The organism is Verrucomicrobiia bacterium, assembly GCA_019634625.1.
Lineage (GTDB): Bacteria > Verrucomicrobiota > Verrucomicrobiia > Limisphaerales > CAIMTB01 > CAIMTB01.
Genome location: JAHCBA010000034.1, coordinates 31,531 through 48,669, shown reverse-complemented (window position 1 = coordinate 48,669; position 17,139 = coordinate 31,531). Strand labels below are relative to the sequence as shown.

The window sequence follows — 17,139 nt, the reverse complement described above, 5'->3', positions numbered from 1 at the left end:
CCCAGTTTTCAGACAGGCTTTTAGCCGTATCCATGCAGTCAGGAGGAAAGCGATGGCGCCGCAGATTTTCGGGCAGGACGAGGAGTGAGGGAGGCGCGTATCGGAACCGGGGACACGGCTTCCGGTTTTCTCCCGAGCCGGATAGGCTTCCTCCATGAGCACGACGACGGCCCCGCTGGAGGGGCGGGTGGCGGTGGTGACGGGAGCGAGCCGGGGCTTCGGGCGGGAGATCGCGCTGGCCCTGGCGCGGGCGGGGGCGCGGGTGGCACTGGTGGCGCGGACCGCGGAAGGGCTGGCCCGGGTGCACGCCGAGATCCAGGAGACGGGCGGGATCGGGCTGGAGATTGCCGGGGATCTGACCCGGGAACCGTTTGTGCGTGAGGTGGCCGGGCGGGTGCGGACGCGCTTTGGCGGGGTGGACATCCTGGTGAACAACGCGGGGGTGAACCTGCGGAAGCCGCTGGTCGAGTTCACGCTGGAGGAGTGGCGCGGGGTGCTGGACATCAACCTCACGGCGACGTTTCTGATGTGCCGGGAAGTGGTGCCGTTGATGAGCGGGCGCGGGTACGGTCGGATTGTGAATCTCGGCTCGACGATGGCGCACGTGGCGTTGCCGGGTCGCACGGCCTACGCGGCGAGCAAGTCGGCGATCCTGGGCCTGACACGGGCGCTGGCGCTGGAGCTGGCGCCGCAGGGCATCACGGTCAACGCACTGAGTCCGGGACCGTTCGCCACCGAGATGAACCGGCCGCTGCTGGACAACCCGGAATTGAACCGGCAGTTCCTCGAACGGATTCCGCTGGGGCGCTGGGGGGATCCGCGGGACATCGGCGGGCTGGTGGTGTTCCTGTGCCGGCCCGAGGCGGGGTTCATCACGGGGACCGATCTGGTGGTGGATGGGGGCTGGATCGCGCAGTGACGGGGCCCTGCTCCCTGCCGCGCCCTGGCCCCCCAAATGGACGGAAACGACGTGCATATGCACACCGTTTGCGGTGATTTGGAGGTGAATTGGCGCGTCGTGCTCGGAGGGTCTCGCCGTTTTCGAGGCCCAGCCAAGCCTTGCGTAGGTCCCCGGGGCGGCCGGGACGCGGTGGCGGACGTTGCGTCGGATTGACAACGGGTCCGGGATTCGCGCGGGATGAAGGGCGTATGGGGCGCATCGGAGGGTGGATCGGGACGGCGGGGACGGTTCCTGGGGCGGCTGTGCTGCCGGCCGGGGACGTTCCGACACTGGAACTGGACCCAGGCGACGCGGCCCGGGTGATCGGGTGGCTGCGGGCGGGCGGGCCCGGGAGGTGCGGGGAAGGGAGGCGGTGGTGAAGGGGCTCCAGGGATCGACGGGCGCCGCGACGCGGCATGGTGCCGGCATGCCGGTTGTTCGGGCGGCGGAGCGGTTGCGCGAGGCCACGCGCGGGCTGGCCTTCGGAGAGCCGGTGGCCTGGGTTTACAGGCCGCTCGATTACGCCTGGGAAATCCATCGCGCCTACGCCGGGCGGTTCGGAGACGGCCCCCGGCGCGTGATCTTCCTCGGGATGAATCCCGGACCGTTCGGCATGGCACAGACCGGAGTTCCCTTCGGGGAAGTGGCGGCCGTGCGGGATTGGATGGGCTTGGGCGGTGAGGTCAGGGCGCCCGACGGGACGCATCCGAAGCGGGCGGTCGAGGGCTTTGCGTGCCGGCGGAGCGAGGTGAGCGGACGGCGGTTGTGGGGGCTGTTTGCGGAGCGGTATGGGACGGCTGATGCGTTCTTTGCCGGGCACTTCGTGGTGAACTACTGCCCGCTGCTGTTTGTGGCCGCGTCGGGGGCGAACCTGACACCGGACAAGCTGCCCGTACGTGAGACAGCACCTTTGTGGGCGGCGTGTGACGCGCACTTGAGGGAGGTGGTCGAGGGGACCGGAGCGGCGTGGGTGGTGGGTGTGGGCGGGTTCGCGGCGGACCGCGCCGCCGAGGCGCTGGAGGGAATGCCGGTTCGGATCGCACGGATACTGCACCCGAGTCCGGCCAGTCCGGCAGCGAACCGGGGTTGGGCGGCGGCGGCGACCCGGGGGTTGGTGGAGGCGGGGGTTTGGGGGCTGGAAGCGGAGCCATGAGGGCGGCTGAACCAAAGCCATGGACGTGGGGTGAGCCGGCATGACTGCGAGGGTCCAGCTCTGGGGGCGCACGATTGGCGCAGTGTCCCTCGAGGAAGGGCGCGACGTGGCGGCGTTTCAGTACGATGCGGAGTTTGCCCGCAGCGGAATCGAGCTGTCGCCGCTGATGATGCCTCTGAGTGACCGGGTGTATGAAGCGGATGTGGGGTGGAACCGCAGGCTTCCGGAATGGGGTCCCTCCATTTTCCCCTACGTCGGGGGAGCGTCACTGGGCCCCTGTGGAGGAAGGGTCGTCCGCCGCCGTGCTGATTCCGTACCGGTCGGCAAGCGTCGTCGGCGTCGGGGCCGGGAGCATGCCGCTCTCGAGGGTCCGCAGAACCCATCCCCGGAACTCGTCCTCGGACGTGGCGTCGGGCAGGTTTCGGTGAACGTACCGGGCCTCGCGGGAATGGCGCATTTGGTATTCCAGGTAACCGGCCGGGGACAGCGCCGCGGCGATGGCCGCCTCGCGTTCGGTCCGCCACGCGTCCCAGGCTTCCTGGAGGGCGGGGGAAACCGGCCCAGCCATGAACTGGGGCGGATGGCTTTCGTTGAGTTCGTTGCGTCGCGTGTTGAATTCGCGAAAGACGCGGGCGAGGCGCAGCCGTTCGTCCGGCGACAGGCCGTCGGGAACCAGGTCCGGATTGCGGCCGATGACCCGGAAGCGAGTCCAGTAGGCGGGTTCTCCGAACAGGCTTTCGAGGGTTTCCTCCCACTCCCAGCGCAGGAGCATCCGCTGGCGGCGCAGGGCCTGGCGTTCGGCGGAACCCATGGTGGTGGTGCCGGGAAGCCACCACGGCGTCAGCTTCGCCAACTGATGCTCGATCTCGAAGGTCCCCTCCCGGTACTGCCGGGCGACCCGCCGGGTGACCAGGTCCCGCTGGATGGACGGGGGGCATCCCGTGGCCTGGAGCCGGGCGAGAAAGGTGGCCGGATCGTCCGACTCGATGGCGGCCCACGGGGTCGGAACCTGGGCCGGGCCGGAAGGCGATGGCTCAACACGGACGCGCGCCGCAGGGACGGGCATGCGGGGGGTCCCGATGGCGGCGGGAGGATTCGCGGGAGGGACGGGTTCGGATATGGCGGCGCGGTACCCGAGCAGGAGTCCGAGGACGACATTCGCCAGGACGCTGACCAGCAGCACGGCATTCCCAAGGTTCAGTCCGTCCCGGAACGGGAGGGTTCCCTCGGCCTGCCTTTCGCGGTTCATGTCTTGGGGAGTCATGGTGCTCGGAAGCCTGTGGGAGATTGGCGACGTTCGAACTCGGCGGCCCTGGATGGGCCCAGGACGCCGGACACCCATTGGGCCATTCGAGCGGCCTGTTCGGTGGGGGAACCCCGGGAGGGACCGGCCTGGAGGGGAGGGGCGGCCTCCCAAGCCCGGAGCAGGGCGACAAACTCGTCCGGAGTCGGCTCGAAGCCGCCCAACCGGAACCGGAGCCCCATCGCGTTGACCCCGTGACGAAGCTCGTACTCCGCGGCCTCCTCCGGGGTGAGCCAGGTGGTCAACTGACGGTGCCGCTCGGGAAGGACATCGCTGAAGTCGTCCGGACTGGCATCGGGTGCGGCGATGACGTATTCGCGGGCGAGGTGTCCGGAGAGACTCAATCGGTCGAGGACCTCCTCCCGGCGGTGTGGCTCCAGGAACATGAGATTCTCCTCCACCTCGATCATGGTGCCATTCAGCAGTCCGCCGAATTCCCGATCGCAGATCGGGATGTCAAAGAGTTCGGTCATGATCTCGGCGAAGGGCAGTCGGGCCGCTTCGACGTTGCGGCGCGTTTCGTCGTCGGGGACTTCGCGATCCGAATCCGGGCGCCAGTAGGGAACAGGTTTGGGCTGCCAGACGGCTTCAAAACGTCGGCGCTGGACCTGGGCGAGATCGGCGGCCACCAGGTCCTGGATCAACGTTTCGGGGCAGCCGATGGCCCGCAGGTTGGCGATGTAGGTGGGATAGTGGTCGGATTCGATGTCCGCCCAAAGGAATGGAGGCGGTTGGCCGCCACCCGCGTTGGGGACGGCCCGTTCCAAGGGCTGGCGCGTGAAGGAGAAGGGGACCGGGGTCGAAGAATCGGGGGTCTGGTTGGGAGCGCGGCTGGCGTCGGCCAGGGGGGGCTGAGGCGGAGAAGACCCTCCGCGCATCAGTCGGGCGCCCAGGAAGAAGTTCAGCGCCAGAGACAGGGCGATGACCAGGAGGAGCGTGGGGCGGGAGATGCGGCGGCACGGCGGGGATGGGTCGAGCCGGTTCGCGAGCATGCGATGGAGACTATTCCGGGCCCACCGGGTGTCGAGCCCTCGAAGCTCCCCACAATTGACGGTTGGGCCGGTGCGTGCCTCCTTCGTCGATCATGCGACGTCCTGCCCTTCGCGCTGTTGTTCCATTCCTGCTGGCCCTCGTCCTGGGAACGGGTGCGTCCATCCCGCCTTCCGCAGGTGCGGCAACGCGGCTTTCCATCGACCGCGACCCCTCGGGGGTGCCGCGATTGTCGGCGGAGGCCGCGGCCGGGGATGTGGTGGTGGTCGAAGCGGCCCCGGACCTGGGATCCTGGACGGAATGGTTGCGGGTGCACGGGCCGTTCGAGGACATCGCGGATCTGACCTTCGGCGCCGCGCCCGCGGCCTTCTACCGGGCACTGGCCCGGCCGCGCGGGGAAGGCGATGACTGGAAGAACGTGGTGTCCGGCGGAGGGAACGATCCGTTCCAGTCCGAACCCGTGCCCCGGTTGAGGCCGGAACCGCGATGGATCAAGTTCGCCATCCTGCTCGACGATCCCCACCGGGTGTACTTCCAGGACAGCGGCCGGTACCTGTTCCACTACGACTTCGCGGTGGCGCGGCTGCCGGGGTTCACGGACATGACCCGGAGCGAGTTCGATGCGGTCACGCTTCGGATTGCGGGACAGCGGGCGGTCTTGGGCGCCGTGCTGTTCGCACCGACGCCCGGCTTGAATGAGATCGCCATCCAGTTGGTCGGGCATGATCCCTACCCGAGGGAGCGGGTGGCGGAGTGGTTCCACACCGTGCGCGCGATGGTGGTGGCTCCTTCCGGCATGGGCGCGTTTTATCTGCCGACCTTCGAGCAGGCCGATGTGGCGCGTGCGAACCGGGACTGGTTCGAGAGCGAGGGGATTCCCATCGGGTCCGCAGGACGTTGGATGAGCGGGGACGACTGCTACGCGCCGGGCTGGACCCTTGGGCGGCTGGTGTTCGTGCCGGGCGTCGAGATTGCCGACGCCTACCGGCAGGGGCGGATCGGGCCGCGTGACGTTCTCCTGACCGACGCGGTGCCCGCCGAGGTGCCGCCGATGGCGGGGATCGTGTCGTTGAGCCCGGCCACGCCCAACTCGCATGTCGCCCTGCTGTCCCGGGCGTCGGGGATACCTTTCGTCCACCTGGAAGGGGACGAGGCGGAGACGGAATTGAGGTCGTGGGACGGGCGCGATGTGCTGGTGCGGGCCATCGAGCAATTCCTGGGATGCGAGGTCAGTGTGACGGTCCTGGGCAGTCCGCTGGATCCCGGGATGCGCGGGGAACTGCTGGCTCTCAAGGACCCGCCCCAACTCGACGTGGCGCCCATCGAGTCCGCCGGGGCGCTCCACCTCGGCGTGGATGGATTGGGCCCGGCCGACATCCGCTTCGTGGGGGGGAAGGCCGCCAATCTCGGCATCCTGCGACAGGCCATCCCGGATCATTCCCCCGAGCCGGTCATGGCGTTCACCTTCGACCTTTGGGACGGGTACCTGGGACAGGTCCGGCCGGACGGGCGAACCCTTCGCGAGACGGTGGAGGACGCCCTGGACGGACTGCAATGGCCGCCCGACATGGCGGCCTTGCAGACCACCCTGGCACAGCTCCGGGAACTGTTTCGCAACCGCACCGACTTCAGCGACGGGCAGAAGGAGGCCATCCTCGGGATCCTTCAGGACGCCGGCTTCGACACCCATCGCCGCATCCGCTTCCGCAGTTCCACCAACGTCGAGGACAGCGAGCACTTCACGGGGGCGGGGCTCTACGACAGTTACAGCGGGTGCCTGGCGGACGACCTCGACGGGGACACGCAGGGACCGAGTCACTGCAATCCCGCGGAGAACAACGAACGCGGCGTGTTCCGCGCCCTGCGCCGGGTCTTTGCGAGCTTCTACAACGACAATGCCGTGCTCGAACGCCTGCGCCACGGCGTGAACGAGGCGGACGTCGGGATGGCGGTGCTGGTGCATTACTCGACTCCGGACGAGATCGAACTGGCGAACGGGGTCGGCACACTGTCGATCCAGCGATCGGGCGGGCAGAGGATCATCGAGGCGACCCTGGTGACCCAGGCTGGCGCCGTCTCGGTCAGCAACCCCGACAACACCGCGGTGCCCGAAGTGGTGAAGGTGTCGCAATGGGCATCGTTCCTGGATCCGACGCTGATGGTGGAAAGCCGGTCCAGCCTGGTGCCCCTGGGTGGAACGGTCCTCGGCTGGCCGTCGGAATACGAGGCGCTGTACGGGTTGCTCAATGCGGCAAGCCAGCGGTGGGAAGCGGGGACACCCGGGCGCTCCCGCTGGATCCTCGATTTCGAATACAAGAAGATCGCCCCGGACGGCGTACTGAGCGTGAAGCAGATCCGCCCGATTCCCCTGCCGCCGTCCGGCGTGGCGCCCACCGACTGGCTGCTGAACACGACCAATCGTTGGGGCGTGCTTCAGGGCGAGTTTGCCAACGTGTATTCCCTGCATCGCCTGAAGTCGTACTGGACCCTCCCGGTGCGCCATACCCGGATCGGGGCGGGACATCCCGACGAGACCCTGTTCGGCCACATCGACGGGATGTGGATCGAAGGCACCGAGGAGCAGCGTCTCTCCGGTTCCATCACGAATCTTCCGGGCCATCGGTTCGAACGCATGGGGAACCGGACGGAGGATGCCTGGACCTCCGGGGACGAGACGCGCTTTCTGCGGGTGAACCTCGATCGGTTCGCCCTGCCGGAGGCCGGGCCGATCGCCATTCTGGACGATCTGCGCCTGGAACTCGGCGCGCGCTACGCCACGGCACGGAACCGGCCGAACTTCGGACCGGACGGCACCATCACGATGGAGCCGGTGCAGGAGGAGACCGTCTCGCTGGTCCCGATCCGGAGGGTCGATTCGGAAAGTCTGAGGCAGGAACGGCACATGGCGTGGGGGGGGCGCCGCGTCACGACCACGTTCTACTGGCCGCCACACCCCAAGGGCCCCACCGCCGGATACACCGCGCCGCTGCTGGCATGGGTCGAGACCACACTCGAAGGCTTCACCACGCGGCCGATCCGGCTGCGGGGCGGGTTCTCCCAGACCTATCGTCCGGGGCATCACAACTTCTCGGAGGATTTCCTCTTCGATCCCTGGCTGGAACCGGACGTTGATCCGGATCTCCTCGCCGAACTCGCCGCGGACAACGTGCGCGGGATCGTCGTCCTTCGAAGCATCGATGGCGACGCCTGGCACTTCCTTTGGGGCCTGGACGGGACATTCCGAACGGTTCCCTGAGGGGTGGGAACATGTGCGGCAGAAATCACAGCAAGCCGGCCACGAAAACCAAAGCTGGCTGGACCCGAACCCCTGGCCTGCAATCGAATTGCCGGAAGCACCGCCGGCGCATGCGTCGCCAGCACTGGCGAACGCCACGCCCTCCCCGATCAGGCCGAGGGAACTGCCCGGGGGCGTCGCCTCGGTCTGAAGGACGCCGATGTCCCTGGAGAACAATCCGGCGGCCTGGCCATTCACGGCCGAAAAACTCCCCTCGTAACTGATGAATTCGATCACCTCGCCGTTCACATCGAGTTACGGAGAGGGCCTGGTATGGCTCGCCGAACCGCGCTCCGATCGGGAAGGCGACCCGGTCTGTGCACCCAGGCCATCGAAGCCCAATGGGCGCAGGCGCTTCGCCAACTCGAAGCCCAATGGTCCCGATGTTCCCTGAGCGCCCGGCACCGCGGGGAGCGCTTCGACGTTTGCGACGCGAGCCCGATCGGTTCCCGAGCCCGAATCCGCGAATCTTTACAAATCCCTGACAACTGCCGTCGCGCGGGGCGATAAAGAGGGCGCGTGAAAGCGCTCCTCGTTGCCATTGTTTCGCTGTCGCTCTGCGCCTCGCCCGCCGTCCGGGCCGCGGAATCCATCGACCGCCTGTTTCAATCCGCACTCCTGGCCGAGGAAGGACGCCGGGACCTGGTGTCGGCGATCCGCGATTACGAGGCGGTGGTCGCCCAGGTGGACGCCCAGCGGGCGCTCGCCGCCACCGCCGTGTTCCGTCTGGGCGAGTGCTACCGCAAGCTCGGTCGCACCAACGACGCCGTGGCCCAGTACCAGCGGCTCCTCCGCGATTTCCCTGGCGAGTCCGACCTGGGCCGGCTGAGCGAAGAGAACCTTGCCGGGCTCGGGCATTCGGTTGCGGAACGAGCCGACACGCCCACGACGCCGATCCCGGACCTCGCCGCCACGGAGCGCGAACTGCGGCTGCTGCAACGTCGGTTGGAACGGTTCGATGCCCTGCCCACGACGAGTCCCGAGGCGTTGATCCTGATCCAGCAGTGGTTCCCCGACCGGCTTCTCGCGGAACTCGAGAGCGAGCGGATGTCGATCTCCCGTCGTTTGGCCGGGGTGAGTGGGCAATTCGGACAGAATCATCCCGAGCACGTCTTCCATTCGCGCGCGCTCAAGCACGTCGAAACCCAACTCGACGAACGTGTCCAGAGCCTGTTGAACGCACAGCGGTCCCACCTGGAGACGCTGAAGGCCCTCGCCGACACCGCCGCGACGCCGATCCCCGTCACCCCCACGCCGCTCGACGTCGAGCAACGCGAGATCGCCCGATTGCGGGCCATGCTCGACCAAAGTCCCGATCGCCTGAACGTCCCCGACTCGGAGGGCCGATTGCCCCTGGTCGCCGCTGCCGCCGAAGGACGTCTGGGAGTGGTGCGGGCCCTCCTGGATTGGGGCGCCGACGTGCATCGGACTTCCCCATCCCAGCCGACGGGCTTCACGGCGCTTCACGCCGCGGCGAGTGAAGGCCACAAGGCGATCGTCGAGGCTCTGCTGAACGCCGGTGCGGATCCGCACCGCGCCGACGGACGTGGTTTCACGCCTCTCTCCATGGCCATCCGAAACGAGGTGCCCGCAGTCCTCGATACGCTCCTGTCGCACGGCGCGGATCCACGGAACGAACCCGGCGCCGCCTCCCTCCTCGCCGCCATCGACCGCGGAAACACCAACCTGATCGAGCGTCTCGCCCAGGCCGGGGCGGACCTATCCCATATCGTACGGAGTGGCGGACCCGACGGCGATCAGAAGCCTCTGACGGCAGCGCTGAAGGCCGACCAACGGGACGCCGCCAGGACGTTGATCCGCCTGGGGGCGACGCTCGATGTGGGCGATCTGACCCGGCTGATCGGGGCGAACCGGTCCCTGGAACCCGATTGGTTCGAGGAACTCCTGCGGCTCACGCCTTCCGAGCAACTCGGCCCCGAGAACCTCAACGGGCTCCTGGTCGAAGTGCTGGCGAAGGCCCATCACGACGCGTTGATCGCGCCCTTGATACGCGCCGGCGCGTCTCCGAACGCGGTCGGAGCCGACGGAAGCCCTCTCTGGTTGTCCACGGTTTCCCGCACTTCGCCTCGAGCCTTGGAGCAATTGCTGGCAGCCGGCTCCGATCTTGGCGCGACCAACGCGAACGGCAGGACGGCCCTGCACTTGGCTGTCGAACATGTCTGGCAGCAGGGCGAGACGAATCGGGTGCGGATGCTCCTCGACGCGGGGGCGGACCCGAATCGTTTGAACCGGGACGACGAGACACCCCTCAGCCTGGTTCAATCCTTGCTGAGACAATCGCATTCCAAGCCCCCAATTCGCAGGCTGGGGGGTGGCGGATTGAGCCAACGGGTCTGGCGGCGTCCGGGCCCCCAGTCCGCCCCCCCACTCGCCGCCCTCGAGGCCGTGGAGAAATTGCTGAGGAAGGCCGGGGCCCGCGACGATGTGGCGCGGCGTCCCTACGTATCCTTCCGGCGAGGAGACGACCTGGTGCAGTTCCGGCGGCGGCCCTCGGAGGACCAGCCTGCACCTTCCCTGGGCGATATGCTGACCCTGTTGTTTTCCAGCAGCGTCGGCGGCGTGGATTCGATCCGAGGTTGGCCTGCCCTGGATCAACTCCGAGTCCATCGCTGGGCCCAGGACGGTTCGCACGAGTTCGTCGTCCCTGTTGCCCCGGACTGGTTCGATCGCGCCGACTGCGCATGGAACCTCGCCCTCGAGTGGGGCGATACGATCGAGATCCCGCAGTTCCTCGATCGCCCTGCGGCAGCCGGTTGGCCGGGCCTCCCCGATGCGGCTCGCAAGTCCCTTCTCCGCTGCACCGTACGCACGGTCGTCTTAAGCCTCCACGGAGAGTCCGTCGATCTCGTGCTTCATCCGGCCCATCTGCCTATCTCAAACGAAGGGCTGGCAATTCGAGTTGGCGCAGGGGAAATTGGCACTGGCTTTGTTCGTTTTGGTCCACCGCCTGGCGAAATCCATTCCTGTTATCTCGTGCAGGTGCTTCGGGATTCCGAGCGTCTCCGAGCCTCCTCGGATCTTACCCGCGTCCGCGTCACCCGCGGGGGCACCGGACAGGCATGGACCCTCGACGTGCAGAACGACGACGCGGCGAAGCGGTTCTGGCTCCTGGACGACGACCGGATCGAGGTGCCGGCGAAGCCCGAGTAATTCCGCACCCGGAATCGAGCGAACGGTAATTGGCGACGGGCCTCTCCTCGGAGACTCGGGAACGCCATGCCCTGGCCGATCATCGCGATCCGCTGCGGATTTCCCCCCCCGGGAAGATCTGCCGCCGGCCAGGATCCGACAAACGATGCGTCGCAAGCATAATGTCTGGCAAACATCATCAGGATGACGAAGCTGGGCGGATGCGCATGGCGTTTGTCGATCGGGCGGCGGAGCTTCGCGAGCTGGATCTGGCGGCGAAACACGGGGGCCTGCTGGTGGTTTACGGGCGACGACGCATCGGCAAGACGCGGCTGCTGCGGCACTGGCTGGACGGTCGAGGGGGGCTGTACAGCCAGGCCATCGAAGCGCAGCGGGACCAGCAGATCCAACAGGTGTTCGCCGACCTCCAACCGCGGCTCGCAACCCAGCTCGTTCCTCGGACCTGGCCGGAACTTCTCGAAACTCTAACGCTGCAAGCGCGCCCGTGGACGCTGTGCCTGGACGAGTTCCCATACCTCGCGGCCGTGGACCCGTCGTTGCCAAGCCAGTTGCAGCGGTGGCTCGATCACTCGCTGCCGGCGGGCTGCCTCATGATCCTGGCGGGATCGAGCACCCACATGATGCACGACCTCTTCCTGCATCGGTCCGCCCCCCTGTACGGCCGCGCGCGGAAGCTCCTTCAGCTCCAGCCGATGGACTACGCGTCCTTCTGCGACGCCTGTGATCTCCGCCGCCGCGAGATGGATTCGTTCGAGATGTTCTCCTGCCTGGGCGGCATTCCCAGGTACTGGGAATTCCTGGAGCCGGGGCAGGATCCCGTGACGCTTGCCCATACGCTGTACTTCGACTTTGCGCCCTACATGGAACAGGAGCCCCAACGGCTTCTGCGCGACGAGGGCGTCAGCGGCCTTAACGCCAATTCGGTGCTGGAGGCGGTCGGGCGCGGAGCCGAGCGTCCCTCGGAGATCGCCGCACGGCTGGGAACCGCGCAAACCAACCTGTCCCGCCTGCTCACGCAACTGCTCGATGCATCGCTGCTAAAGCGGGAACTGCCGTTCGGGCAGAGCGTGCGAACGTCGAAACGAACCCTGTACCGCATCGCCGACCCGGCATTGCGGTTTTGGTTCCGGGTTTACTCGCCACACCGGACCCGGTGGCACGGCTACACCAAGCCCGAGAGGCGGAAACTTGTCCGCGATCACGCCGCGACGGTATTCGAGGACTGGTGCCGGGGACGCATTGCCGGAGCCCAGAGATTCTGGGAGAGGGACGTGGAATTGGACCTGGTCGCGCAGGACCCGGAGGATGATCGGCGGCTACTGGTGGCCGAGATCAAGTGGAGGCGCCTGACCGCCGCGGAACGGGCGCAGGTACTGCACCAACTTCAAGCCAAATGGTCTCGATGTTCCCTGAGCGCCCGGCACGCAAGCGTGCGATTCGAAGTCTGCGATGCGAGCGCGATCGATGCCTGAGATCGGCTGGGCGAATCTTTACATATCCCTGACAACTGCCTTCGCGTGGGGCGATATAGAGGGCGCGTGAAGGTGCTCCTCGCATCCATGGTCCCGCTGCCTCCACCTCGATCATGGTGCCATTCAGCAGTCCGCCGAATTCCCCATCGCAGATCGGGATGCCAAAGAGTTCGGTCATGATCTCGGCGAAGGGCAGTCGGGCCGCTTCGACGTTGCGGCGCGTTTCGTCGTCGGGGACTTCGCGATCCGAATCCGGGCGCCAGTAGGGAACAGGCTTGGGCTGCCAGACGGCTTCATGACCAGGAGGAGCGTGGGGCGGGAGATGCGGCGGCGCGGCGGGGGTGGGTCGAGCCGGTTCGCGAGCATGCGATGCAGACTATTCCGGGCCCACCCGGTGTCGAGGCCCCAAAGGTCTGTGGGCATCCCGACGCGTCAGCCTGCGATTGCTTGAGGCGTGGGCATCCGCTTAGACTCCGGGGCATCGGCATGAACGGTTCGCCCCATCTGGAGGACTGGACTGAGTGACAGTGCCCCGTTGCATTGGATGGGCGGTGGGCGTGCTGGCCTGGTGGATGGTCCTGGCGATGGGATGTTCGCCGTCGGGAGGTGGGGGCAGGAGCGGCGGGGGAACCCGGGAGGAGGAACGCGTGGCGGCGATTCGGGCGGAACCGGCCGTGAGGAGGTCGCTGGAACTGCGGAGAACCTTCAGCGGCGCGTTGGAAGCGGCGGACAAGGTGGTGGTGGCGCCGAAGGTGGGTGGCCGCATCGAACGGCTGACGGTCGATTTGGCGGACCCGGTAAGTCGCAACCAGGTGGTCGCCCTCCTGGATGCGGCGGAGTTCGCCCAGGACGAACGACAGGCGGAAGCGGAACTGGCGGTGGCCGAGGCCAACCGCAGCCAGGCGGCGAATGCCCTGGAGATCTCGCGCCGGGAGAATGGCCGGATCGAACTGCTTCGCGAACGCGGCATCGCCTCGGATGCCGAGCATGACGTCGCGCGTGCCGACCTCATGCAGAAGGAATCCCAGGTGCAGGTGGCCGAGGCGCAGATCCGGCGGGCGGCCGCCGTGCTCGAGTCCGCCCGCATCCGGCATGGATACACGCGGGTGACCGCGGATTGGAGCGAGGGGGACAGGGAGCGGCGCGTCGCCGAGCGGTATGTGGACGAAGGGCAGACCGTGTCGGCCAACGAGCCGCTGTTCCTGATTGTGCAGCTCGATCCGATCCTCGCGGTGATCTCGGTGGTGGAGCGGGATTACAGCCGACTGCAGGCCGGGCTGGAGGCGAGGGTGGAGACCGACGCCTTTCCGGGTGAGGTCTTCGTCGGGCGGATCGAGCGGGTGGCGCCGGTATTCCGGGCCACGAGTCGCCAGGCGCGGGTCGAAGTGGCCCTTTCCAATCCTGATCAAAGGCTCAAGCCGGGGATGTTCGTGCGGGTTACCCTGGTGCTGGACGGGGTGGAAGACGTGCTGGCTGTGCCATCCCGGGCGCTGGCCCGGCGTGACGGGCGGGAGGGGATCTTTGTCGTGGTGGAGCCGGGTGACCGGGTGGCCTGGCAGCCTGCCCGGACGGGACTTGAGGCGGACGGCTGGATCGAATGGCGGGGACCGACGCCATCCGGTCCGGTGGTGACGCTGGGACAGCACCTGATCGACGACGGTTCGCGGGTACGGGTGGTGCCGGAGGACGTTGTGGTACCGGAGGCCCCATGAGCCTGCCCGCCTTCAGCGTCGGCCGGCCCGTGTTCACCAGCATGGTGATGCTGATCGTGACGGCGCTGGGGTTGTCGGCGTTGAGCCATCTCAAGGTGGACCTGTTGCCGAGCATCGAACTCCCCACGGTCAGTGTGCGCACCGGGTACGACGGGGCCAGTCCCGAGGTGGTCGAGGCCCAGGTGACGCAGATGTTGGAGGAGATCGTGGCCACCGTGCCCGGGGTCGAGCGGATCGAGTCAAGGTCCATGGAGGGGCGGAGCAATCTGCGGATCCAGTTCGCCTGGGGGAAGGACGTTGACGCGGCGGCGCTGGAGGTGCAGTCGAAGATCGAGGATGAACTGAACGAACTGCCGGAGGATGTGAGGCGGCCGTGGGTGGGGAAGTTCGACATCCAGGGTTTCCCGGTGGTCATTCTGGGGATATCGAGCGGGATGGATCCGGTCGAGATGACCGAACTGATCAACCGGCAGATCCGGTACCGGTTTGCCCGGATTCCCGGCGTGGCCCAGGTGGATCTATTTGGGGGATTCAACCGGGAGATCCGCGTGGAACTGGATCCCATCCGGCTGGAGGCCCTGGGCCTGCCCTTGAACCAGGTCCTGCAGGCGTTGCGCGACGCCAACCTGGACCGTCCTTCCGGGCGGATCGAGGAAGGCCGCCACGAACTGGCGCTGCGGGCTCCGGCGCACTTCCGGGATGTGGACGAGATCCGGAACACGGTGATCGCGATTCGGGATGGCGATCCGGTGGCCCTTGGGCAGGTCGCGACCGTGCTGGACACCTACGAGCGGCCCACGGAGATCGACCGGGTCAACGGACGACGCGGTCTGCGGGTGGGGATTCGGAAGCAGGCGGAGGCCAACACGGTCGAGGTGTCGCGGGCGATTCTGGAGGAGATCGAACGGGTCAACGCCGACTACCCGCAGCTGGAAATCCTGGCTGTGTCGAACTCAGGGAATTTCATCGAACGCTCGATTGCCAACGTGGCGCGATCGGTGCTGTACGGAGGCGTGCTGTCGGTGCTGGTGCTCCTGTTCTTTCTGCGGGACTGGCGGAGCACGCTGGTGATATCGCTGTCCATCCCGATCTCGGTCGTGGCCACGTTCGCGTTGCTGTACTTCTCGGGCTTCTCGCTGAACCTGATGTCGCTGGGGGGTCTGGCCCTGGGGGTGGGGATGATGGTGGACAGTTCGATTGTGGTGCTGGAGAACATCTTCCGGCGCCACTCGAGCGGGACCGAGGCGCCCGCGGCAGCCGCTTCCCGGGGGGCGGGCGAGGTGGCGGCGGCGATTGTCGCCAGCACGTTGACCACGCTGGTGATCTTCCTGCCGGTGGTCTTTATCCAGGGCGTCTCGGGGCAGTTGTTCCGTGAGATGGCGTACGTGGTGTCGTTCTCGCTGGTCTGCTCGCTGGGCGTGTCGCTGAGTTTGGTCCCCATGCTGGCGGCCCGATTGCTGGCCGGTCGCGGTGCCGTGCGTGGCCAGGGGGAGGCCACCCTGAGGTCACGACTGGGCGGCGGGGCGGAGCGGGCCTTCCAGCGCCTTGAGGAGGGATATGCAGCGATCGTGGGCGCGGCGGTCCACCGGCGGGCCGTCACCGTGCTGGCTGCCGCGGCGCTCCTGGCAGGTAGCGTGGTGGCGGGCCGGCAGATTGGGACCGAACTGATGCCGCCGAGCGATGAAGGGGAAGTGCGGATCGACGGGGAGATGGAGGTCGGCACGCGCCTGGACCTGGTGGACGAGGTCGCCCGGGGGATGGAGGCACTGGTGGTCAAGGCGGTGCCCGAGATGCGGGCAAACGTCGTCGAAGTCGCTCCCGGAACCGTGGAGATGGATTTGTCCCTGGGCCCGGCGACGCAACGGCAGCGTTCCAATACGGAGATTGCCGCCCATTTGCGCGAGGTGCTGGGGGATCGGATTCCGGGGATGGAGGTGCGGGTGCGGGCCCGGGAGGGGCAGTTTCTGCTGAACCGCCTTCTTGGGGGTGGCGAGTCCGGGATCGAGATTGAAGTGCGCGGCTATGAACTCGACACGCTGCGCGCGCTGGCGCAGCGGGCGGCGGAAGTGGTGGCCCCGATTCCTGGGGTGGCCGATGTGGACCTGGGGTTCGATGAGGGGGTGCCGCAGCGGGAGTTGCGGGTGGACCGGGACAAGGCGGCGAACCTCGGGCTCAGCGCGCGGGACGTGTCTGAGGCCTTGCAGACCGCGATTGCGGGATCCCAGGCGGGTGAGTATCGGACCGAAGGGCAGGCCTATCGCATCCTCGTTCAACTCGCCGATGCGCAGAGTTTGTCCATGGACCAGGTGCTCGACCTGACCTTGCGGACGCCCACCGGAGATCTGGTGGCCCTGCGCAACGTGGTGACCGACCTGTACAGCCGGGCGCCCACCGAGATTGAACGCCGGGACCAGCAGCGGCTGGTGACGGTCCGGGTCAATTTGGGCGATCGACCGTTGGGCGACGTGGCGCGCGACATTCTGGCGGCGCTGGACACGATCCCGAGGCCTTCGGGCTACCTGTTCCGGCTGGCGGGCGCCTACGAGGAGCAGCAGGCCGCGCGCCGGGATTTCACCCTGGCCATTGGTCTCGCGCTGGCTTTGGTGTTCATGGTGCTGGCGTGCCAGTATGAGTCGCTGCGCGACCCGCTCATCGTGATGGTGGCGGCGCCGATGGCTGCGGTCGGGGTGGTGCTCACCCTGCTGCTCACCCAGACCACCTTCAATCTGCAATCGGGAATCGGCTGCGTGATGCTTGCGGGAATCACGGTGAACAACGCGATTCTCCTGGTGGACCAGGCCAGCCGGCTTTGTCGTGAGGGCATGCCCGTGTCCGATGCGGTCAGGGAGGCGGGGCGCCGCCGGTTGCGGCCGATCCTGATGACCACCCTGACCACCGCCCTGGGCCTGCTGCCTCTGGCCCTCGGGGTCGGGGAGGGAGCGGACGCCCAGGCGCCGCTGGCCCGGGCGGTCATCGGGGGGCTGATGGGATCCACGGTGATCACCCTGGTGCTGGTTCCCGCGGTCTATTCGCTGGTTCATGGTGCCGTTCTGAGCCCCGGGCCGGTTTGCCGATTGACGCGGTTGGACCGGTAAGTATTGCT

8 protein-coding genes are annotated in these 17,139 nt (G+C 67.4%); all 8 read left to right on the top strand.

The window, feature by feature from the left end; all coding sequences use genetic code 11:
* Nucleotides 1–154 precede the first annotated feature (154 nt).
* The 8 genes from KF833_17885 (at nt 155) to KF833_17850 (ending at nt 17,131) form a co-directional block, all read left to right on the top strand.
* Nucleotides 155–919 carry a 3-oxoacyl-ACP reductase FabG gene (locus KF833_17885; GenBank protein MBX3747181.1) on the top strand — a complete coding sequence of 255 codons (765 nt, stop codon included), beginning with the start codon at nt 155–157 and terminating at the stop codon, nt 917–919.
* 448 nt (nt 920–1,367) lie between these two features.
* Nucleotides 1,368–2,093: a single-stranded DNA-binding protein gene (locus tag KF833_17880; GenBank protein ID MBX3747180.1), complete on the top strand. Its 726-nt coding sequence runs from the start codon at nt 1,368–1,370 to the stop codon at nt 2,091–2,093.
* A 40-nt stretch (nt 2,094–2,133) separates the two neighbouring features.
* Nucleotides 2,134–3,594 carry a HipA N-terminal domain-containing protein gene (locus KF833_17875; GenBank protein MBX3747179.1) on the top strand — a complete coding sequence of 487 codons (1,461 nt, stop codon included), beginning with the start codon at nt 2,134–2,136 and terminating at the stop codon, nt 3,592–3,594.
* A gap of 886 nt (nt 3,595–4,480) precedes the next feature.
* Nucleotides 4,481–7,642 (top strand): hypothetical protein, encoded by a 3,162-nt coding sequence (locus KF833_17870; protein ID MBX3747178.1) that lies wholly within the window; start codon nt 4,481–4,483, stop codon nt 7,640–7,642.
* A gap of 558 nt (nt 7,643–8,200) precedes the next feature.
* A complete protein-coding gene (locus KF833_17865) occupies nt 8,201–10,852 on the top strand; it encodes an ankyrin repeat domain-containing protein (protein ID MBX3747177.1) in 2,652 nt (883 codons plus the stop codon).
* Nucleotides 10,853–11,058: 206 nt separating this feature from the next.
* Nucleotides 11,059–12,324 (top strand): ATP-binding protein, encoded by a 1,266-nt coding sequence (locus KF833_17860; GenBank protein MBX3747176.1) that lies wholly within the window; start codon nt 11,059–11,061, stop codon nt 12,322–12,324.
* Nucleotides 12,325–12,845: 521 nt separating this feature from the next.
* Nucleotides 12,846–14,036 carry an efflux RND transporter periplasmic adaptor subunit gene (locus KF833_17855; GenBank protein MBX3747175.1) on the top strand — a complete coding sequence of 397 codons (1,191 nt, stop codon included), beginning with the start codon at nt 12,846–12,848 and terminating at the stop codon, nt 14,034–14,036.
* Nucleotides 14,033–17,131 carry an efflux RND transporter permease subunit gene (locus tag KF833_17850; GenBank protein ID MBX3747174.1) on the top strand — a complete coding sequence of 1,033 codons (3,099 nt, stop codon included), beginning with the start codon at nt 14,033–14,035 and terminating at the stop codon, nt 17,129–17,131. Before KF833_17855 ends, KF833_17850 begins: the two co-directional genes overlap by 4 nt.
* Nucleotides 17,132–17,139: the final 8 nt, after the last annotated feature.